Here is a 21,946-nt window from a genome sequence, read left to right as displayed (position 1 = left end):
TTTTTAAAAGTAAGAAAATAGAATATATTAATTAATAATTTAAGGAAGAATCTTAATGAGTAACTTAAATAAAGAATTAGATATTTTAAATAAAGAAGATAAAGAGCTTCTTTATGAATTTTCTTATGAAGATAGTAGTAATTTAAGATGTATAAAAACTATGGAATCTTCTTTTATAGGTCTTTATTCTTTAGAAGATAATAATGATTTTATAAAACCTAATGTAAGTTTAAATAATTTAAGTAGAAACTCTCTTAAAAAAGAGGGGAATGATATTGAAAGTTTAAATAAGGACTTTTTTAGGAAAGATTTTTTTACTTTAGAAGAACTAATAAAAAAGAATATTATTAGGTTAAGGGATAAAAATGAAGAGTTTATTATATTAAAATCTTCTTTAGAAACACCTTCTTTAGTATTATTAAAAAAAGAAGGGGAAAATCATTATGTTATTAAGGATGAATTTAAAGGAGAAGGATTATGCTTTAAGGAGATAGTTCTTTTAAATGTAAAAAAAGAAATTTTTATATTGGTAGGATTTAAAATAGAAGATTCTTTAAATAAATTATATATTTTAAAGTTAAAAGAAGATAAGTTTATTAGAGCCTTTAAAGAGTGTGAACATTATTATAGCGAAATGTTTTTAGAGAATATAAAAAAGAAAGAAAATTTAAATATTATATTTTTTCTAGAGGAAGTATATAAATGTTATAAAATAGAAATATACTCTTTAAGTGATAAATCTCTTAAGAAAGAAGAAAATTTAGAAAAATATTATTATAAAAAGCTTATAAAATACTATGAAGATATTATAAGTTTAAAAGAAGAAGATATATATCTTTATTATTTAGCCTTAACTTATGAAAAAGTAAAAGAATATCATAAGGCTATTTATATAATTAAATATCTTCTTAAAAAGGATACTTATTATAATTTAGCAGAAAGCTTAAAAGAGATGAAAAAAAGGATAAATAGTAAGTAGATAAGAAAATAACCTCATCTAAAGTTAAAAATTTAGGTGAGGTTATTTTATTTTTAAAAAAATGTAAAATTTAAAAAATTATCATGAACAGTTTTTTGTGATAAAATTAAAGTCTAATAGTATGGAAGTAAAGAGGATGAAATATATGAATTCAAATTTATTAGAGTTATTATTAGATAACATACCTTATTCAGTTTGGTTAATAGGATTAGATAATAGATTTATTTTTGCAAATAAATATTATGCAGATATGCTTAATTTAAAAAAAGAGGATATCATAGGAAAAAGCATAGAGGAAATATATTCTAAAGATATAGCTAAGGAGTATATTGCAAATTATAAATTAGTTCTTAAAGAAGGAAAGCCAAAGCTTTTTTCAGGATATGAAAAAAAGTTAGATTATCCAAAGGGGGCTTTTTTAGAATGTTATTTAGCACCTATTAAAGAAAATGGTGAAGTAACCTGTTTTTTAGGGATTTTACAAGACCAAAGTGAAAGAAAGAAATATGAAGAAGAACTTATAAGTCAAAAGGACCTTTTAAATGTAATTGTAGATTCAATTCCTGATGGAGTATATCATAAAGATAATAAGGGCAAATATTTAAAATGTAATGATGCCTTAGTAAAGGAATATTACAAGAAAAATAAAGGGGAAATTATAGGAAAAGATTTAAATTGTCTTTCTAAAAATGATTTAGAAGGAAATAGTATATTTAAAGATGAAAAGATTTTAAAGAGTTTTCTTGATAAAGATAATTATGTTATAAAAAACAAGGAAAAGATAACAGAGAAAATTAAGGTTAAATTAGATGATAAAGTAAAGTATATTGAATCAATAAAGGTTCCTGTAATAGATAAAGAGGGAGAAGTAACAGGGATTGTAGGAGTTATTAGGGATATTACTGAAAACTCTATTCTAGAAAATAGATTAAAAAATATGAGTTATAGAGATAAGCTTACAGGATTATATAATAGAGCTTACTTTGACGAAAAGTTAAGAGAGTTAGATAGTGAAGAATATTTACCTTTAAGTTTTATCATGGGAGATTTAAATGGTCTTAAGGTAATAAATGATGCTTTAGGACATTTAGAAGGAGATAAAATTTTAAAGGAAATTTCTAAGGTAATAAAGGGTTCTTGTAGGAGAGAAGACCTTATATTTAGGTGGGGAGGAGATGAATTTTGTATCTTACTTCCTAAAACAACTGAAAAGGAAGCTAATTTAGTTTGTGAAAGAATTAAGAAAAACTGTAAGATAAATAATAAAACAGCTCTGCCTCTTAGTATAGCCTTAGGTGTTTCTAGTAAAAATGAAATGAATAAATCTATAGCTGAAATATTAGTTGAAGCTGAGGATAAGGTTTATAGAGAAAAGTTAATTGAGGAAAATAAAATAAAAAAGAACATAATAAATACTTTAAACAAGGAACTTTTTTTAAAGCATGAGGATATAAAAGAACATATATCGAGAGTGGAGGTATATGCTTTAAAGCTTGGAAAAGCTCTTAATCTATCTGATGAAGATTTAGATAAATTAAAGCTTTTAGCTAAACTTCATGATATAGGAAAGGTTGGAATATCTGAGGATATATTAAGAAAACCAGGAACTTTAACAAAGGAAGAATATGAGATAATACAAACTCACTCTGAAAAGGGATATAGGATTGCTCTTTTTAATCCAGATTATGAAGTAATAGCACCTTATATCTTAGCTCATCACGAAAGATATGATGGTTTAGGATATCCCTTAGGATTAAAGGGAGATAAGATACCTTTTTTAGCTAGAATTATAAGTGTTGTAGATGCATATGATGCAATGATAAATAAAAGAGTTTATAAAAAGAGGCTTACAGTAGAGGAAGCAAAACTTGAAATTAAACGAAATTCAGGTACTCAGTTTGACCCTAAAATTGTTAAGGCTTTTTTAAATTTAAAAGATATATAAAAAATTAATATTAGTCTATTAAAAAACAAACTAAACTTTAACTTTTAGTTTGTTTTTTTCTTTATTAAATAATAATCTTAACTTTTTGTAAATGTGTACAAAGAGTTAATAAAATGTTATAATTTAAATGTAATTATTTGGTTTTGTTCTCATATTTAATGACTAGGGGTGAGGATATGGTTTTTACAATTAATGCTTATAAAATACCGTTAGAATCAGTTTACAGACTGAAAAAAGATAGTAATTGGGAGCCACAGGAACACTTTTTAGCTATTGACTTTGAAAAGGATATGATATTTAACACTCATGAGGAAGCTGAAAAATGGCTATCTAAGAACAATATTCTTTTAATAAGTGAGGAGAAAGTTAATGTTTCAGAAACCTGTAAAAATCCTTATGAAGATAAGGATTTTAAGGTTGAAATAATAGTTCATAGAAAGACAAAACCTAATATTTTTACAAAGGAAGATTTAAAAAGGGTATTAATAGAAGGAGATGACAGATATAATAATTCTTTAATTGTAGATTTTTCTGGAAAGTTAAAATTAATTCAGAATAATAAAGAAGATATAATATATCATTCTAATTATGCTGTAAGCAATGAGGTTTATAATAGTGGAAATGGATTTGTAGGAAAGGAATATAGCAAATCTTATATTGACTATGTTTATTTAAATCTATTAGACAATTGGTTTTTACATTTAGAGTCTGGCAGAAGTATTTATGTAACCTATTATGAAGATAATTTAGATGAAGATAAAACTATTTTAAAAATAAAAGAGCTTTTATCTTATAGGAATTTATTATAGAGAAGGAGAAATAAATATTATGGAAAAGTCAAATGTATTTTCTAATGAAGAGAAAATAAGATGTAGAGTTTGTGGAAAAGATTTACTGGAAGATGTTGAAATGTCTATGGTTCAAATAATTACAGATGAAAGTGATAAGATAGTTAGGGTAATTCCTTGTTGCAAGGGAGAGTGTGATAGAATTTTGCAAGATAATATTAAGGAATCAGAAGGAAATGGTTTTAGAGATTTAGTTACCTTTATAAATCCTTATTTATACATAAATAATCTTGTTGAAATTATGGATAGAATGTTTGAAGGAAAAGGTTTTGAAAATCAAGAGGCTTTCAATACTTATTCTAATTTGATTTTAAATTGTTATAAGTATGTATCGAGAGATTTAAGCAAAGAGGAGGAGGCCCTTTCTAAAAGTATAAAGATATTTCCTTTATAAATTTATAATATAAAGAGTTTTTTTACATAAAAGAGGAGTGAGAGATTTTGAAAATAACTACATTAGTTGAAAATACTAAAATATCAGAGGAATATGAAAATAAACATGGCTTATGCTTTCATATAAAAACAGATAAGCATAATTTACTTTTTGACTTAGGACCTAAAAAGGTTTTTATAGAGAATGCTAGAAAATTAGGAGTAGATTTAAAAGAGGTAGATACAGTTATAATATCTCATGGACATTATGACCATGGTGGTGGCTTAGAGGAGTTTCTAAAAATAAATGATAAGGCGAAAATTTATATAAATAAAGAGGCTTTTAATGAATACTATCATATCTTTGGTGATGTTAAAAAATATATAGGGTTAGATAAAAGTTTAAAAAACAATCCTAGATTAATATTAACTGAAGGTGATTTGAAAATAGATGAGGAATTATATATTTTTTCTACAGTTAAAAAAGTTCATAAATCATCTGATTTTAACAGAGTTTTATATAAAAGAGAAAATGGAATTTATTTAGAAGATGATTTTATTCATGAACAAAATCTTATTATTTCAGAGAATAATTTAAAGGTTTTAATGGGTGGCTGTGCCCATAATGATATAAGAAATATTTTAGATAGGGCAGAAGAAATCGCAGGAAAAAATATAGATTATGTAATAAGCGGTTTTCATGTTTTTAATCCTAGTACAGGAGAGATAGAAAGTGATTCTTTTATAAATACTTTAGGAGAGGATTTAAAGAAAAGAAATAGTAATTTTTATACATGCCATTGTACAGGACTTAAAGCTTTTTATATGTTAAAAGAGATATTAAAAGATAAAATTTATTATATTTCTTCAGGAGAGATTTTAAATATATAAAATAAATGTTGAAAATTTAACTAAATAAAAAGATTTACATGGAAAAAAATTCATTATAAATCAAGAATATTTAGTTAATTTCTTAAAATTATTAATAAAAAAAGAATTTTTTAATAATAATCTTGACTATTTTTTAACATGTGTATTATAGTATAATTGTTGTTTAAAGAATATTAAAGTTTTATTTAAAATAATTGCATTTATGTCATAAAGTTTAAAGGGAGTTTAATTTATGGCATCATTATTAGCAGAATTAATAGGAACAATGCTACTTATCATACTTGGTGATGGTGTTGTTGCAAATGTAGTCTTAAAAAAGACAAAAGGACATAGTTCAGGATGGATAGTTATAACTACAGGATGGGCCCTAGCAGTAGCTATTCCAGCTGCAATGTTTACAAGTGTAAGTGGAGCTTTATTTAATCCTGCACTTACAATAGCTTTAGCAATAATTGGTCAATTTACATGGCAACAAGTTATTCCATACATAATTGCACAACTTTTAGGAGCTTTCTTAGGAGCTGTCATTGTCTACATAACTTATTATAATCATTTTGAAGAAACAGAGGACCAAAATTCTAAACTTGGAGTTTTTTGTACCATTCCAGAAATAGAAGACCACAAAATAAACTTTTTAACAGAATTTATAGGAACTTTTGTTTTAACTTTTGCTGTTTTAGGAATAGGAGCTCAAGAAATAGATTATGGAGTTAAGGTAATTATTGTAGGATGCTTAATATGGGCCATAGGTTTAAGTTTAGGTGGACCAACTGGTTATGCAATAAATCCAGCTAGAGACTTTGGACCAAGATTAGCACATTTTTTACTTCCAATACCTAGAAAGGGAAGCTCAAAGTGGGAGTATGCATGGATTCCTATAGTTGCACCAATAATAGGAGCAATTTGTGGAGCCTTAGTTTATGTAAATATATTTTAATAAGCTAGGTAAATAAATTTAAAATTATTATCTATATAAGTATATAGATAATAATTTTTTTTACTTATGAATATATTTTCAACTTAAATAGTATTATTTTTTTAAAAATCCATAAAATTAATACTATTAAAGCTCTTAAGAAAGGGAGGAAATATGGCAAAGTTATTAGATATTAGAGAAATTTTAGATTTAAATACTTTTCAAAAAATACAAGATGACATTTCTAAAGCTACAGAATTTGCTATGATTACAGTTGATTATAAGGGGGTACCTGTAACTAATCACAGTAGTTGTAGTGAGTTTTGCCGATTAATAAGAGAACAAAAGGAGTTTTCTAAGCTCTGTGAAAAGTGTGATTCAAGAGGAGGCTTAGAAGCTGCTAGAGAAGGAAGTTTTTATATATATAAATGTCATAGAGGGCTTGTAGATGTAGCTGTTCCTATAATAATTGATGGTCAGTATCTAGGAGCTGTAATGGTTGGGCAGGTTTTAGTTACAGATGAAGATGAACATGAATTAGAAGCTGTGTTAACTAAAGAATTAGAATATAAAAGTGATGTTAAAGATAAAATTATGAAAGCTTATGAAAAGATACCTGTTCTTAGTTTCGATAAAATAAAAGCTGTATCTGAAATGATGTCTCATGTAAGCAATTACATTGTAGAAGAGGCATTGCTTAAGAGAACTCAAAATGAAATATATACAAAGAATATAGAAATTGCAATGGCTGAAAGAAGTAAATTAGAACTTGAGGAAGAATATAAGGATTGTCAATTAAAGGCATTACAATCTCAAATAAATCCACATTTTTTATTTAATGTTTTAAATAGTATAGCTTCCTTAGCAATTATAGAAGAAGCCCCTAAAACTCAAGAGGTAATTTACAACTTATCTTATATATTAAGATATACTTTGAAAAAAGCTAATAAACTTGTAAGACTTAGCGAAGAAATAAATCATGTTAAGTCTTATTTAGAAATACAAAAGGTACGTTTTGGAGACAGAATACACTATAATATAAGTTTTGATGAAGAAGATTCTAATGTTCAAATTCCTTTTATGGCTCTTCAAGTTTTTGTAGAAAATGCAGTTTTACATGGAATAGAAGAGAAAGAACAAGGAGGAACTATAAATTTATCAGTTAAGAGCAAAGAAGAAAAGTTAATAATTATAATTTCTGATGATGGCGTAGGTATTTCCTTAGAAAAATTATGTGAAATTAGAGAAGAAATAAAAAATAAGGATAAATTAGATTTAGATAAGGTTGGAATAAACAATGTAAATAAAAGAATGTTTCACTATTATGGAGAAGATTATAGTATAAATATAGATAGTAAAGTTAAAAATGGTACTAAAGTAGAAATTATAATACCTAGAAAACTTTAAAAAAGGAAGTGTATTTTGTGTTTAGTATAATGATTTCTGATGATGAGCAATTAGAAAGAAATGTTTTAACCTCTATATTGAAGAAAAATTCAAGAGTTAAGGATATAATTCAAGCTAAAAATGGAAAAGAGGCTTTAGAATTAAACAGAGAATTTAATCCAGATATAATAATTATGGATATAAAGATGCCAGGAATAAATGGCATTAAAGCCTTAGAGCTTATAAAAAATGAAAATTCTAATAAAGAAATAATAATGCTTACAGCTTATGATGATTTTGATTTTATACATAAGGTTTTAGTTTTAGGTGGTTCAGATTATATAATAAAGCCAGTAAAACCAGATAAGTTAATGGAAATTGTAAATAACATAATGGATAAAATTGAAAATAAGAATATAGAGATTGAAAATAAAAATAATACATATGATAGTTATTTAGAAAAAACTTTAACAAGTGAGAATAATTTAATAGATAAGGTAACTAAGTATATAGATGCTAATATGGATAAAACTATTAAATTAGAAGAATTAGCATCTCTTTGTAATTTAAGTCCTGGATATTTTAGCAGAGTTTTTAAAAAGGAAACAGGAAAAACTGTAATAACATACATAAATGAAAGAAAGGTTGAAAAGGCAAAGAAACTTTTAAAAAGAAGTAAAGAGCCTATAATAAATATATCCTTAGATTTAGGCTTTGATGATTGTGGATATTTTATAAGAGTTTTTAAAAAGATAACTGGTATAACTCCAAAGGCTTTTAGGGAAAAATAATTAATTATTAAATTAACAAAGAAGTGTTTTTATTAAGGTTTATTTTAGGGAAAAGCCATATTTTGAGGAATACATCATATAAAAATATAGTTATTAATAGGAAAATATAGTTAAAGTTTTAGTAAAGGTGTTAAAAAAATTATATTTAGGTAGGATTATTTTGATTTTTAGGAAATTAAAATCAAAATAGTCCTATTTTTTATTCAAAATACGACAAGAATTTGACATAACAGATTAAAATTTTTCAATGGAATTTAATTAGAATTATATTAAAATCTAGACATAGACAAAAAATTAACAAATGAATTTTAATTTGAAAGTGAGGAGACGTTAAAGTGAAATCTAAAAGATTCCAAGTATTATCAGAACGTCCTGTAAATCAAGATGGACTTATAGGAGAGTGGGCTGATGAGGGCTTAATAGCTTTAGATAGTCCAAATGATCCAAAATCATCAATAAAAATAGAAAATGGAATAATTACTGAATTAGACGGAAGATCTAGAGATGAGTTTGATATGATAGATAAATTTATAGCTGAGTATGCTATAAACATAGAAGACGCGGAAGCATCTATGAAACTTTCATCTAAAGAAATAGCAAGAAGATTAGTTGATATAAATGTTAGTAGAGATGAGATAGTTAAAATTACAACTTCAATAACACCTATGAAGGCTGTAGAAGTAATTCAAGAAATGAACGTTGTTGAGATGATGATGGCTCTTCAAAAAATGAGAGCTAGAAGAACACCTGCTAATCAATGCCATGTAACTAATGTAAAGGACAATCCAGTTCAAATAGCAGCAGATGCGGCAGAAGCTGCTTTAAGAGGATTTGCAGAACAAGAAACTACAGTAGGTATTGTAAGATATGCACCTTTTAATGCTTTAGCTATATTAGTAGGTTCACAAGTAGGTAGAGGCGGAGTTTTAACTCAATGTGCAGTTGAGGAAGCTACAGAACTTGACCTTGGTATGAGAGGACTTACAAGTTATGCAGAGACAGTTTCAGTTTACGGAACAGAGTCAGTATTTACAGATGGAGATGATACTCCATGGTCAAAAGCCTTTTTAGCATCAGCTTATGCTTCAAGAGGACTTAAAATGAGATTTACATCAGGTTCAGGTTCAGAAGCCTTAATGGGATATTCAGAAGGAAGATCAATGCTTTACTTAGAGTCAAGATGTATATATATAACTAAGGGTGCAGGAGTTCAAGGATTACAAAATGGTGCAGTTAGCTGTATAGGTATGACAGGTGCGGTTCCATCAGGAATAAGAGCAGTTCTTGGAGAAAACTTAATAGCAGCAATGCTTGATATAGAGGTTGCGTCAGCAAATGACCAAACATTCTCACATTCAGATATAAGAAGAACAGCAAGAATGTTAATGCAAATGCTTCCAGGAACAGACTTTATATTCTCAGGATATAGTGCAGTTCCAAACTATGATAACATGTTTGCAGGTTCAAACTTTGATGCAGAAGACTTTGATGATTATAACATACTTCAAAGAGACTTAAAGGTTGACGGTGGATTAAGACCAGTTACAGAAGAAGAAACTATAAAGGTTAGAAATAAAGCAGCTAAGTGCATACAAATAATCTTTAGAGAGTTAGGCTTCCCAGAGGTTACAGATGAAGAAGTAGAAGCTGCAACTTACTGTCATGGAAGTAAAGAGATGCCAAATAGAAATGTAGTTGAAGATTTAAAAGCTGCAGAAGAAATGTTAGAGAGAAGAATAACAGGATTAGATATAATAAAAGCTTTAAGCAAAAATGGTATGGAAGATATAGCAAACAACCTGTTAAATATGCTTAAGCAAAGAGTTACTGGAGATTATCTTCAAACTTCAGCAATTTTAGATAAAGACTTTAATGTTATAAGTGCTGTTAATGATGTAAATGACTATATGGGACCTGGAACAGGATATAGACTAGATGGTGAAAGATGGGAAGAAATTAAAAAAGTTCCTACAGTAATGAGACCAGAGGATATAGAGTAGGGGGAGAATGTCAATGGAAGAAAGAACTTTTATACCAGAAATAACAGTTGAAGAAGTTGGAGAAGCTAAGGTTGGTTTAAGATCAGATGAGGTTGTTATTGGATTAGCACCTGCATTTTTAAAATACCAAAACAAAACTATAGTAGATGTTCCTCATACTGAAACTTTACTTGAAATTATAGCAGGAATAGAAGAGGAAGGATTACATGCTAGAGTTGTTAGAATATTAAGAACTTCAGATGTATCTTTTATAGCTCATGATGCTGCTTGTTTAAGTGGGTCAGGTATAGGTATAGGAATACAATCTAAAGGAACTACTGTAATACATCAAAAAGATTTATTACCTTTAAACAACTTAGAATTATTTTCACAAGCCCCACTTTTAACACCAGAAACTTATAGATTAATCGGAAAAAATGCTGCTAAATATGCAAAAGGTGAATCACCAACACCAGTACCAGTAAAAAATGACCAAATGGTTAGACCTAAGTTTATGGCAAAGGCAGCTTTATTACACATAAAAGAAACAAAACATGTTGAATTAGGTAAAAAACCAGTTCAATTAGAAGTTGAGTTTTAGTTAGAAAGGATTGAAATCATGGAAAATAAGAAGATGACTGCGGCAGATTATCCTTTAACTTCTAAGAGAAAAGAAGATATAAAAACTCCTACAGGAAAAGCCTTAGAAGATATAACTTTAGAAAAAGTTTTAAGTGGAGAAATCAATGCAGAGGATATAAGAATTTCACCAGAAACTTTAGAGATGCAAGCTCAAATAGCTGAAAGTATGAATAGAGATGCTATAGCTAGAAACTTTAGAAGAGCTGCAGAACTTATAAGAGTACCAGACGATAGAATATTAGAGATGTATAATGCTTTAAGACCATATCGTTCAACTAAAGAAGAACTATATAAAATAGCTGATGAGCTTGAAACAAAATATGAAGCTAAAGTTAATGCTGATTTTGTTAGAGAAGCTGCTGAAGTTTATGAAACTAGAAATAAATTAAGAATAGAAGAGTAAAATCAAGAGGTGAAAAGATGAAAATCATAGCAGGAATTGATATAGGAAACTCTTCTACTGAAACTGCTTTAGGTAAGGTTTATAAAGATAAAGTTGAATTTCTGTCTAGTGGGATAATTCCCACTACAGGAATTAAAGGAACTGAAGAAAATATAAGCGGAGTAATTTCTTCTTTAAACCAAGCTTTAAGAAAAGCTAACCTAACTTTAGAGGATTTAGATTTAGTAAGAATTAATGAAGCAGCACCAGTTATTGGTGATGTTGCTATGGAGACTATAACAGAAACTATAATTACAGAATCAACTATGATAGGACACAATCCATCAACACCTGGAGGATTAGGAGTAGGAATTGGAAAAACTATAAGATTAGAAGACTTAGAAAAGTTAAATCTTGAGGAAATAAAAGATGAAAATGCTTTTATTCCATTAGTTTTAAAAAACATAAGCTTTTTAGAAGCTGTTTTTAAGATGAATCAAGCTACTAAAAGAGGAATAAATATAACTGCTGCTATTATACAAAAAGATGATGGTGTCTTAATAAATAATAGATTAAATAAAAAGATACCTATAGTTGATGAGGTTTCGCTTTTAGAAAAAGTTCCTGTAAATATGAAGGCAGCTGTAGAAGTTGCACCTCAAGGTTCTGTAATAAAACAGTTATCTAATCCTTATGGAATAGCTACTGTATTTGATTTAAATCCTGAGGAAACTAAAATGATAGTTCCTATATCTAGAGCTTTAATAGGAAATAGATCAGCTGTTGTAATTAAAACTCCTCAAGGGGATGTTAAAGAGAAGAAGATACCAGCAGGTAAAATAAATATAACAGGAATTAGAAGAAAAGAGTCTGTTGATGTTGAAGAGGGAGCAGATAAAATAATGGAGGCTGTTAGTCTTTGTACTCCTATAGAAGATTTAAGAGGAGAGGCTGGCTCTAATGTTGGAGGTATGCTTGAGAAGGTTAGACAGGTTATGGCTGATTTAACAAATCAAAATATTTCTGACATAAAAATTCAAGATTTATTAGCTGTAGACACATTTATACCTCAAAAGGTAAAAGGTGGTCTTGCTAAGGAGTTTTCTATGGAAAATGCTGTAGGAATAGCTGCTATGGTTAAAGCACATAAACTTCAAATGCAAATAATAGCTAATAAACTTGAAGAAAAGTTAGGTGTTCCTGTAGAAGTTGGTGGAGTAGAAGCTGACATGGCAATAAGAGGAGCTTTAACAACACCAGGTACTAATACACCTTTAGCTATTTTAGACATGGGTGCAGGGTCAACAGATGCTTCTATTATAAATAAAGAAGGAAATATAACTTCAATACATTTAGCTGGTGCAGGTAATATGGTAACTATGCTTATTAAATCAGAACTAGGTATAGAAGACTTTAGTCTTGCAGAAGATATAAAGAAATATCCTTTAGCTAAGGTTGAAAGTTTATTCCATATAAGACATGAAGATGGAAGTGTAGAATTCTTTGAAAAACCTTTAGATTCTTCAGTTTTTGCTAAAATAGTGATCCTTAAGGAAGGAATGCTTATTCCTGTAGATGGTCAAACTTCTATAGAAAAAATAAAGAATGTTAGAAAAACAGCTAAGGAAAGAGTTTTTGTAACAAACTGTTTAAGAGCTTTAAAAAGTGTTTCTCCTACAGGAAATATAAGAGATATAGAATTTGTTGTTTTAGTTGGAGGTTCTTCTTTAGATTTTGAAGTTCCTGAATTAGTAACAGATGCTTTATCTCATTATGGAGTAGTTGCAGGAAGAGGAAATATAAGAGGTTGTGAAGGACCAAGAAATGCTGTGGCAACAGGATTAGTTTTAGCCTTTGACAGAAAGGGTGTCAAGGAAAATGATTAAAGATTATAATCATCCAAGTATATTTATATATACTTCTTTAGATATAAAAGAAGATTATATAGAAGAAATTCTATGGGGAATAGAAGAAGAAGGAATTCCTTTTACTATAAAAAATAAAGATTTAAAAAGTGCTAAGGAGCTTGCTAAATTAGCTTCTGATGATTCAAAACTTTCAGTAGGTATAGGAGTTAATAAAGAGGGAAATGTAGCCTTAACTATTAACAAGCTAAAGCTAGAAGAACCACTATTTTATATAAATATAGAAGAGGGAAAGGTTTGTTTAAGAAGTTTAGGAGCTAATGCAGCAAGATTAGTTAAAGGAATGCCTTTAAAAAATATTTAAATGAGAGGTGTTAACATGAATATTTATACTAAAACTGGAGATAAAGGAACAACTTCTCTTTTTGGAGGAAGTAGAGTAGATAAAAATGATTTAAGAGTAAATGCTTATGGAACTATAGATGAATTAATATCATTTATAGGTGTAGCTTATGCTGAACTACCTGATGAAGAGGAGAAGAAGGAACTTAAAAAAATACAAAAGGAATTGTTCATGTTAGGAGCCGAGCTTGCTAGTGATGAAAAAGGTCTTGAACTTTTAAAGGATAAAATTCAATTTGAACATATAGAATATTTAGAAAAGCTAATAGATAAATATATGACAATTGCAGGACCTTTAACAGAATTTGTTATACCAGGTAAGAATAAACCTTCAGCTAATCTTCATGTAGCTAGAACTGTAGCTAGAAGAGGAGAGAGAATAATGATTTCTTTAAATGAGGTTCAACCTTTAAGAGAAGAGATTAAAAAGTATATAAACAGATTATCAGATTGTTTATTTGCTATAGCAAGATATTACGAAGAAAAATAATTAAATTTTAAAGGAGGAGAAAATTATGAAAAAATTAAATGATAAAAAAGAGTTAAGCTTAGAAATAGTTAAAGAAATGGCTAAAGCTTCAGAAGCTAAAGCTTTAGAATTAAATGTTCCAGTTATCTTTGCAGCTGTTGATTCAGGAGCTAATTTAATGCTTATGCACAGAATGGAAGATGCTTTTTTAACAAGTATAGACATAGCTATAAATAAAGCTTATACTGCAGCTTGTTTAAAACAAGGCAGTCATGAAATTGCACAATGTGTTCAACCAGGAGAAAGCCTTTATGGACTTCAATTAACTAATAATTGTAGAATAGTTCCATTTGGTGGTGGATTCCCAATTATAGTTGATGGAAAAGTTGTAGGTGCTGTTGGAGTAAGTGGTGGAACAGTTGAAGAAGATATGGCTATAGCACAAGCAGCTGTTGATTGTTTCAACAATAAATAATTATTTAAAAAGAGGTAATAATATTTAATACTTAATAAAGTTTAAATATTAAAATATATTTTAATACATATAAAATGTTTAAAAATGGAGGAAAATGAAATGAGAATGTACGATTATTTAGTACCAAGTGTAAACTTTATGGGAGCTAACTCAATATCAGTAGTTGGTGAAAGATGTAAGATATTAGGTGGAAAAAAAGCTTTAATAGTTACAGATAAATTCTTAAGAGGATTAAAAGGTGGAGCAGTTGAATTAACAGAAAAATACCTAAAAGAAGCTGGTATAGAAGTAGCTTACTATGATGGTGTTGAACCAAACCCAAAAGATACAAATGTTAGAGATGGTTTAAAAATATTTAAAGATGAAAACTGTGATATGATAGTTACAGTTGGTGGCGGAAGCTCACATGACTGTGGTAAAGGTATAGGTATAGCTGCAACTCACGAAGGAGATCTTTACGATTATGCAGGAATAGAAACTTTATCAAATCCACTTCCTCCAATCGTAGCAGTAAATACTACAGCTGGTACTGCAAGTGAAGTAACTAGACACTGTGTTATAACAAATACTAAAACTAAAGTTAAATTTGTTATAGTAAGCTGGAGAAACTTACCTTTAGTATCAATCAATGACCCAATGTTAATGGTTGGAAAACCAGCAGGATTAACAGCTGCAACAGGAATGGATGCATTAACTCATGCTGTAGAAGCATATGTTTCAAAAGATGCTAACCCTGTAACAGATGCTGCTGCAATTCAAGCAATAAAATTAATATCAAATAACCTAAGACAAGCGGTTGCTTTAGGAGAAAACTTAGTAGCTAGAGAAAATATGGCTTATGGTTCATTATTAGCTGGTATGGCCTTTAACAATGCTAACTTAGGATATGTTCATGCAATGGCTCACCAATTAGGTGGATTATATGACATGCCTCACGGAGTAGCTAATGCTATGTTATTACCACATGTATGTAAATATAACTTAATTTCAAACCCACAAAAATTCGCTGATATAGCAGAGTTCATGGGAGAAAATATAGAAGGATTATCAGTAATGGATGCTGCTCAAAAAGCTATTGATGCAATGTTCAGATTATCAACTGATATAGGAATTCCTGCTAGATTAAGAGATATGGGCGTTAAAGAGGAAGACTTCCAATACATGGCTGAAATGGCTCTTAAAGATGGTAATGCATTTAGTAACCCAAGAAAAGGTAACGAAAGAGAAATAGTTGAAATATTTAAAGCTGCATTCTAATTAAAATAAATTTTTAATAGTCTAAGTAAAATAAAAGACATAGATGCAATAAACTTTATATAAACTTATAAAACAACAATAAAATTAATTAAATTAAGATATTATACCCATAGATTATAATACTTAAAGTGATTTTTCATAATATATAAAGAACTCTCTTAAAATTTAAGAGAGTTCTTTTTTATACTAAATATTTTTAGTGCAAAAATTAATGTTTTATTAAAAATGATAATAAATTATTAAATAAATTAATAAAATTAATTGATTTTTAATAATAATTATAGTAATATATAAATGAAAATGAATTTCAATAACACATAAAAGGAGAAATCAATGGAATACTTAATTTATTCATTAATAGCAGTAATAATTTTAGCTATAGGACTAAATAATTTTTTTAAAAAGAACATCAAATATTTATATTCAGTAGCTCTGTTAATAAGTATAGTTGTTATATCTTATGAGTTTTACAAACTATGTACAGGCTTTAAATTAACAGGGATAGGCTTTGTACTAGAAAGAAGTTTTATGAAAGGCTTTGTTTCTACCTCATTATTTATACTAGTGATGTTTGCAGGAGTTTTAAATAAAAGATATGAAATTACAAAAAGACTTCTAAGAGTAAGAGGAGAAATGGCAATCTTAGCATCTATATTAATTTTACCTCACTTTATAATTTATACATATAAATTCATTCAAAAAATTATTCAAGGTAAGGCCTTAACTCCTTTATACATAGCTTTTATAATAGTTGGGTTAATAGCATTTTTAATAATGATACCTTTATGCATAACTTCTTTTAAGAAGATAAGAAAACTTATGATACCAAGCAAATGGAAGAAGGTTCAAAAAGGAGCTTACATATTTTATATTTTAATATATATACATATAATTCTTATTTTATTTAATAAAAAGATATTTAACTTAAACTCTGTCATATTATACTCTGTTATATTTTTAAGTTATTTTATATTAAAATTATTAAATAATAAAAAAACATATAAAGCATAATTGTAATATTTTCATACTTCCTTTATAGTAATAATTAAGTTTATTATAAAGGAAGTTTTTATTTTAATTATAATAATTAGGAGGAATTATATTGGAATTTAGAAAAGCAAAGCTTACTGATTTAGAATATATTACAGGCATAATAGAAGAAGGTAAATTATATTTAAAAGAAAATAAGGTAGACCAGTGGCAAGATGGATATCCTAATAAGGAAATATTAAAAGAGGATATAGAAAGTGGGGATAGTTATGTTTTACTTAAGGAAGGAGAGATAGTTGCAACCTTTTTAATATCTTTAGAAGGGGAAAGTACTTACAATTTTATTAAAGATGGAAAATGGTTAAGTGATAAAAATTATATAGTACTGCATAGGGTAGCTATTTCATCTAAATATAGAGGGAAAAATGTTTTTAAGTTTTTAATAAATAAAGCTGAAGAATTAGCTATTAAAAATGATATATATAGTATAAAGATAGATACTCACAGAGATAATAGTATAATGCAAAAAGCTCTTTTAAAGAATAATTTTGAAAGATGTGGAATAATCTTTTTAGAAGATGGAAGTGAAAGAGTAGCTTTTGAAAAATTGTTAAAAAAATAGATAGCTTTTAAAGCTATCTATTTTTTTATAATTTGTTTTTAAGGAGCTGGTATATTTGGAACTGTTACAGTTACTGGTCTAAGTTGGAAAACAGATATAACTAGATTTAAATTTAATTTTTCAACTACAGTATCAAATAAGTCCTTATTAGTAAGAGAACAGTTAGTTTTGCTTATAACAGCTTCATTAATAGTGTATCTATCTAATTCACAAGAAAATGGCTCTTGTAAAACTACAGTTTCAGAAAATAATCTTTCACAATCAGATTCACTCATAGTTCCATTATCACAAGGACCCATACAGTTTTTCAATATTGCTCTTTCAGTATCAGTTGTAGGCGCAACTATGTTTGCGTTAGTTAAAGTTAAAGGAACTGAAAAACTGAAATTAACTTTAGCTGTTAAATCCTTATAATCATTTCTCATTACAATACATTCTTCACAAGGTTCTTTAGAATCTTCTTCAGAAATTGGAGTAGCATATTGAACATTTTTTAATATATATCCTTCTACAAATAATTGTCCAGTATTTTTAGGTGTTGCTGAAATAGGAACAACATAGCATTGAGTTAAAACTAATCTTCTAGATATGCCTTTTATGCTATAAAAGCCTTCAGGAATAGTTATTGAATTAGTTAATGGATGATTTATATTAACAGAAGATACTCTAACTAAAGCTTTAGCATTTCCTACATTAGTAGGGTTTGTACCTAAAGTTGTAGTAAAGTTATCAACATTAACTTCTATATCATTAGAGCATACAGGAAAATTTTTCTCACAGCAAGAACTCATTAAATTTCACCTCATAACATAAAATTTTTATTATTAATCTTATGTTATATACTATTCAAGGCTATTATAAAAAGTGATATTTTTATAAATAAATTTATACAAAATCATACAATTCTAGAATATAATTGACTATTAAAGACATTCTTAACTCTTTTATTAAAGAGAGAGAGTTTTTTGATGACTCTTTTTTTGTATATTTAATATCTTTAGTAAAGTTTACTTTTTTTAATTTAATATTGTTTTCATCAAAGTAAATTTTTTCTCCTTTTAAAGGACTTTTAAAATTCACTCTTAAAGAACTTTTAAAGGGAATAAAAATTAAAGAGTTCATTTCCTTAGAAAGAAGTGGGAGTGAATTGTCTTTAGTTATATTATAGGAAAGTTTAACTTCTAATAAACCCTCAATATATAATGAGGCCACATTTCTATTTAGAGAGTCTAAAATTAGTGAAATTGATTTTATAGAAAGATTGTTTTCAATAGAGTTTATAAAAATAGCAGGTTTTATAAATTCTAAATCACCTTTAAATATATCAACTAAGGAAAAAGAAGATAAAAAAATAGGGAATTTAGGCAAAGCTTTATTATAAATTAAGCTTTCATAATTTTCTAAGGAAACATTTTCTACACTTAAAGAGTATGTAGAAGCCTTTAAGTGAGATAATGATGTTTTGATTTGACCCCTATTTTGAGATTTAGTTATTTTTTCTTCCTTTTCTATAGTTTTGATATTTAAAGGGGAATCATCATTAGTATTATTTTCTTTAATTATAAGTAGTAGTTGACAAAAGAGTAATGTAAAAATAATTTTAGTAACCTTAAGAGAAAGCAAATCTTTGCTATATAAAACAAATATAGATAAAATATACTTTAAATTCATTAAATTAACCTCAAAAAGTATTTACTAAATAAATATTTATAAATTTTTAGAATTATTAATATCATTTATAAAATTTAAGTTTTATTAGTCTTTAAATATTTTAACATTCAAGGTGCTTTTTATCAGATTCAATTTCTTTATTAAGGAAATAAGATATTACAGTTCTTATAACAACTATAGAGGCTAAAACTATAATGTCGTGAAATGTAGGGTTTAAGATAGATTCTATTATATCTGCACAAATTAAAATTTCTAAGCCAAGAAGAATATAAGTTCCTAAACAGTTTTTTACTATGGTAATTTTTTTTACTGCTTCTATTCTGTTTTTAGCTTTAATTTCATAGATTATAAAATCCTTTACAGTTAAGATAACTCCTAATAAAAGAACAACTATAGATACAATATTTATAATCCATATAGCAACTTCTAAAATGTGTCTAAACATAAACAAATTCCTCCTTTTAAAATTTAATAAAAAATATTTTTTATTAAATTTTATGAGGATTTAAGAGGATAAATTATATAATACTTTTAATGTTTTTTTAAATATTTATAAGAGATTTTAAAATAAAAAAAGTACTTTAAAAAGTACTTTTTATAATAAACCAGAATCCTTAAGTTTATTTATATTTTTATCTATGTAACTTAATGTGCAAAAATCTCTATCTATTGTTTTTGAAGAAAGATTAAGACCTTCTATAAGTAAACTTTCCTTATGATTTTTAAGTAGTCTTATAACACTTATAGTATTTAATTTTCCTTCTTTTGTATCTAGAACTCTAGAGTTTTTTATATATTTATTTTCTAAAGCTTTTTCTAAAGCTTCTTTAAGAGAAGTGCTTATAGCTATTTCAGGCATACTTTCATAAATTGTAACCTCTTCCTTATTAAATTTTAAATTATTAGCTTTATCTAGCTTTGTATCAATAAAAATTACATTTTCAAAGGTTGCACCTAAAAAGTCTGTACCTTCTAAATTAACTCCTTCAAAAACTACATTTTTAAATTTAGCTTTTTTAAATTTACTTTTTTTAAGGTTACTTCCTATAAACTCTGTAGAGTCAAATTTACATTGGAAAAAATCACAAGACTTAAAATGAGCTCCTCTAAAACTTGCATAACTAAAATTAGAAGAGGAAAAATCACAGTTATAACAATTTGCTCTTTTAAAGTCCATATACATAAAGTTTTTATTTCTTTTTTCTGCTTTATTGTATTTGAAAATATTTGTATTTTTTTTATCTTGTGTCATAAATATAGGTTACTAAATTATTAATAGTAACAAATGCACCACCTTTCTAGGATTTTTATTTTAAATATTTTTTTGTTTTTATTTTATTATATAATATTTATTTTAAAATATATATTAAATACTTTAGTCTTTTATTTAAAAGGCAACTTAAATAAAAATTTAGTTGCCTTTTTTTCTAAAGCTTAAGGTCTTCTTCTATTTTTTTTCTAACCTCTTCATCAAAATCATATATTCTGATGTAAGATTCGCTTATAGAATGCATAAATTTTTTATATTCATCTATATTCATAAAGGATTTTTTTGAAAGATTTAAAGGAATTACCTTACTTTCTGATATATATTCTTTTACATTTACAGTTAATATTATTATTCTTAAAACATCACTTGCATTTAAATACTCTAATAACCTAAGAGGGATATCTTCAAAGTATAGTGCTTCAGAGGCTATTAAGGAAAGAATATTCCTTAGCTCATCTTTAAACTCTAAAGGTTTAATGTTTAAGTTCTCTACAAAATCATCTATATTTTCCTTGTTTTCATAGACTTTATCTAAATGTTTTTCTAAGTATGCCTTAATAAAAGCAATTTCACAATTTGAATTTTTCTTTAGACAACAGTTATAAGAAGATAAGAATATAAGTGAAGATATAAAATTTAATAGATTTAGATTGTACTTAGATAAGAGTTCTTTATAAGATGCTTTAAAATCTTTATAGTAATCTTTTTTTAAAGTTGAGTTTTTAAATATAGAACAGTGTTTAAAATAGGAATTAGGGTTATTGTTAAACCAGGTTCTAAAATCCTCTTTATTATTTAGAATAAATTCTAAGATTAGTTCTACTTCATTTAAAAGTCTTTTAAAAAGAGTTAATTGTTGAAGTTTAAAGGAACAACCACTTAAGGTGGTAGAAGCAACCCCTGAAAAATCAGTGTTTAATCCTTCTAGTATCATATTTTTTTCACCTAATTTTTCATAAAAAAAGGTGGAAATATTATTATTTGATAATCTAAAAATAATATCATCTAAGGCTTCATTATTAAATAAATTTTTTTCCATAAAGTCCTTCAATAGATTATAAAATCATTAGATAATATCTACCTATTGAGTGCTCCTCCTTTCTAATATTAAAGCAAATATTCATATTATTATATGCATAAAAATAAAGATTTGTTTATAAAAGGAGCTTCTTTAATTAACTTTATAAGATTTTTAATGTTAAAAAAGTAGAGCTTGGCATCCGGCGAAGGACTAAACCAAGCTCTACAAGAATTAGCACTATACGTACCAACTGCTTAATAAGGATAACATTTAAGGTGTAATTTTGTCAAGAAAAATTTAGTTTTAAAGCTTTTTATAAACCTTAAGACCCTCTCTTATTTCTTCAAGAGCCTCTATTTTAAGTTCAGATTTTTTTCTTATATGCTTTAAAAAAGCTGATTCTAAAGTTTTCTTTTCTGTATTTGATAGCTTATCCCATATTATTTTAGGGAAAAGATCCTTTACTATGAATTTTTCTCCAGAATTTATATAGCTTAATAGATTAACTGCTTGTGGCAATATTGCATTCATAAGAACTCCCCCTTAAAATTTTAATTACTAAATATATTATATGATTCATTATATTTTTTAGAACTTATATTTTTAATAAGGATTAAATTAAATTTAAGAAGAAGTTAAGGAGAGTAAATTAGTATAGTTTAAATAGCTTTATTTAGTGTATAATAACTTATATATTTTTAATAAACTAAATAAAATTTTAATAGTGTAATTTAAAGAATTTTAATTATATATTTAAATTAAATATTGGAGGA

The 21,946-nt window shown here is 26.8% G+C and carries 24 protein-coding genes; 18 read left to right on the top strand and 6 right to left on the bottom strand.

Going from position 1 to position 21,946, the window contains the following annotated elements; all coding sequences use genetic code 11:
* Positions 1–55: 55 nt before the first annotated feature.
* The 18 genes from AC4FQV_RS05600 to AC4FQV_RS05515 all read left to right on the top strand — a co-directional run bounded on the left by AC4FQV_RS05600 (position 56) and on the right by AC4FQV_RS05515 (position 17,211).
* Positions 56–979, top strand: coding sequence for a hypothetical protein (locus AC4FQV_RS05600; protein ID WP_491164891.1), 924 nt, complete (start codon positions 56–58; stop codon positions 977–979).
* A 145-nt stretch (positions 980–1,124) separates the two neighbouring features.
* A complete protein-coding gene (locus AC4FQV_RS05595; protein WP_491164889.1) occupies positions 1,125–2,924 on the top strand; it encodes a diguanylate cyclase in 1,800 nt (599 codons plus the stop codon).
* A gap of 176 nt (positions 2,925–3,100) precedes the next feature.
* Positions 3,101–3,733, top strand: coding sequence for a hypothetical protein (locus AC4FQV_RS05590; protein WP_491164887.1), 633 nt, complete (start codon positions 3,101–3,103; stop codon positions 3,731–3,733).
* A 19-nt stretch (positions 3,734–3,752) separates the two neighbouring features.
* Positions 3,753–4,166, top strand: a complete 414-nt coding sequence (locus AC4FQV_RS05585; protein WP_491138240.1) for a hypothetical protein — start codon at positions 3,753–3,755, stop codon at positions 4,164–4,166.
* Between the two features lie 47 nt (positions 4,167–4,213).
* Positions 4,214–5,035, top strand: coding sequence for an MBL fold metallo-hydrolase (locus tag AC4FQV_RS05580; protein WP_491164883.1), 822 nt, complete (start codon positions 4,214–4,216; stop codon positions 5,033–5,035).
* Between the two features lie 232 nt (positions 5,036–5,267).
* Positions 5,268–5,972, top strand: coding sequence for an MIP/aquaporin family protein (locus AC4FQV_RS05575; protein WP_491138242.1), 705 nt, complete (start codon positions 5,268–5,270; stop codon positions 5,970–5,972).
* 153 nt (positions 5,973–6,125) lie between these two features.
* Entirely contained in the window at positions 6,126–7,358 is a 1,233-nt protein-coding gene (locus AC4FQV_RS05570; protein WP_491164879.1) for a sensor histidine kinase, read from the top strand.
* Between the two features lie 17 nt (positions 7,359–7,375).
* Positions 7,376–8,128 carry a response regulator transcription factor gene (locus tag AC4FQV_RS05565; protein ID WP_491138244.1) on the top strand — a complete coding sequence of 251 codons (753 nt, stop codon included), beginning with the start codon at positions 7,376–7,378 and terminating at the stop codon, positions 8,126–8,128.
* Positions 8,129–8,463: 335 nt separating this feature from the next.
* Positions 8,464–10,128: a propanediol/glycerol family dehydratase large subunit gene (locus AC4FQV_RS05560; protein ID WP_491138245.1), complete on the top strand. Its 1,665-nt coding sequence runs from the start codon at positions 8,464–8,466 to the stop codon at positions 10,126–10,128.
* A gap of 13 nt (positions 10,129–10,141) precedes the next feature.
* Entirely contained in the window at positions 10,142–10,708 is a 567-nt protein-coding gene (locus AC4FQV_RS05555) for a propanediol/glycerol family dehydratase medium subunit (RefSeq protein WP_491138246.1), read from the top strand.
* An 18-nt stretch (positions 10,709–10,726) separates the two neighbouring features.
* A complete protein-coding gene (locus AC4FQV_RS05550; RefSeq protein ID WP_491138247.1) occupies positions 10,727–11,152 on the top strand; it encodes a diol dehydratase small subunit in 426 nt (141 codons plus the stop codon).
* A 17-nt stretch (positions 11,153–11,169) separates the two neighbouring features.
* Positions 11,170–13,017: a diol dehydratase reactivase subunit alpha gene (locus tag AC4FQV_RS05545; RefSeq protein ID WP_491138248.1), complete on the top strand. Its 1,848-nt coding sequence runs from the start codon at positions 11,170–11,172 to the stop codon at positions 13,015–13,017.
* Positions 13,010–13,360: a glycerol dehydratase reactivase beta/small subunit family protein gene (locus AC4FQV_RS05540; RefSeq protein WP_491138250.1), complete on the top strand. Its 351-nt coding sequence runs from the start codon at positions 13,010–13,012 to the stop codon at positions 13,358–13,360. The genes AC4FQV_RS05545 and AC4FQV_RS05540 overlap by 8 nt, the downstream gene beginning before the upstream one ends.
* A gap of 15 nt (positions 13,361–13,375) precedes the next feature.
* The gene (locus tag AC4FQV_RS05535) at positions 13,376–13,888 is read left to right on the top strand and encodes a cob(I)yrinic acid a,c-diamide adenosyltransferase (protein ID WP_491138251.1); all 513 of its coding nucleotides are present in this window, start codon (positions 13,376–13,378) and stop codon (positions 13,886–13,888) included.
* A 25-nt stretch (positions 13,889–13,913) separates the two neighbouring features.
* A complete protein-coding gene (locus tag AC4FQV_RS05530) occupies positions 13,914–14,342 on the top strand; it encodes a GlcG/HbpS family heme-binding protein (RefSeq protein ID WP_491138253.1) in 429 nt (142 codons plus the stop codon).
* A gap of 99 nt (positions 14,343–14,441) precedes the next feature.
* Positions 14,442–15,599 carry a 1,3-propanediol dehydrogenase gene (gene dhaT / locus AC4FQV_RS05525; protein WP_491138255.1) on the top strand — a complete coding sequence of 386 codons (1,158 nt, stop codon included), beginning with the start codon at positions 14,442–14,444 and terminating at the stop codon, positions 15,597–15,599.
* A 333-nt stretch (positions 15,600–15,932) separates the two neighbouring features.
* Positions 15,933–16,610: a ferric reductase-like transmembrane domain-containing protein gene (locus AC4FQV_RS05520; protein ID WP_491164875.1), complete on the top strand. Its 678-nt coding sequence runs from the start codon at positions 15,933–15,935 to the stop codon at positions 16,608–16,610.
* Between the two features lie 91 nt (positions 16,611–16,701).
* Positions 16,702–17,211 (top strand): GNAT family N-acetyltransferase, encoded by a 510-nt coding sequence (locus tag AC4FQV_RS05515; protein ID WP_491138257.1) that lies wholly within the window; start codon positions 16,702–16,704, stop codon positions 17,209–17,211.
* A gap of 38 nt (positions 17,212–17,249) precedes the next feature.
* Here the strand turns inward: AC4FQV_RS05515 and AC4FQV_RS05510 are convergent, their stop codons facing one another.
* The 6 genes from AC4FQV_RS05510 to AC4FQV_RS05485 all read right to left on the bottom strand — a co-directional run bounded on the left by AC4FQV_RS05510 (position 17,250) and on the right by AC4FQV_RS05485 (position 21,704).
* Positions 17,250–18,002: a DUF7852 domain-containing protein gene (locus AC4FQV_RS05510; protein ID WP_491138258.1), complete on the bottom strand. Its 753-nt coding sequence runs from the start codon at positions 18,000–18,002 to the stop codon at positions 17,250–17,252.
* Positions 18,003–18,096: 94 nt separating this feature from the next.
* Entirely contained in the window at positions 18,097–18,882 is a 786-nt protein-coding gene (locus AC4FQV_RS05505) for a hypothetical protein (RefSeq protein ID WP_491164873.1), read from the bottom strand.
* A gap of 100 nt (positions 18,883–18,982) precedes the next feature.
* Complete coding sequence (locus tag AC4FQV_RS05500) at positions 18,983–19,327, bottom strand: DUF1622 domain-containing protein (protein ID WP_491138260.1); 345 nt, start codon at positions 19,325–19,327, stop codon at positions 18,983–18,985.
* A gap of 150 nt (positions 19,328–19,477) precedes the next feature.
* Positions 19,478–20,134: a pentapeptide repeat-containing protein gene (locus tag AC4FQV_RS05495; RefSeq protein ID WP_491164870.1), complete on the bottom strand. Its 657-nt coding sequence runs from the start codon at positions 20,132–20,134 to the stop codon at positions 19,478–19,480.
* 175 nt (positions 20,135–20,309) lie between these two features.
* The gene (locus AC4FQV_RS05490) at positions 20,310–21,191 is read right to left on the bottom strand and encodes a hypothetical protein (protein WP_491138262.1); all 882 of its coding nucleotides are present in this window, start codon (positions 21,189–21,191) and stop codon (positions 20,310–20,312) included.
* 285 nt (positions 21,192–21,476) lie between these two features.
* Positions 21,477–21,704, bottom strand: coding sequence for a single-stranded DNA-binding protein (locus AC4FQV_RS05485; RefSeq protein WP_491138263.1), 228 nt, complete (start codon positions 21,702–21,704; stop codon positions 21,477–21,479).
* Positions 21,705–21,946 lie beyond the last annotated feature (242 nt).

The sequence above is a fragment of the Clostridium sp. TJA038 genome (assembly GCF_058310255.1).
This window is presented reverse-complemented; position numbering and strand designations above follow the sequence as displayed.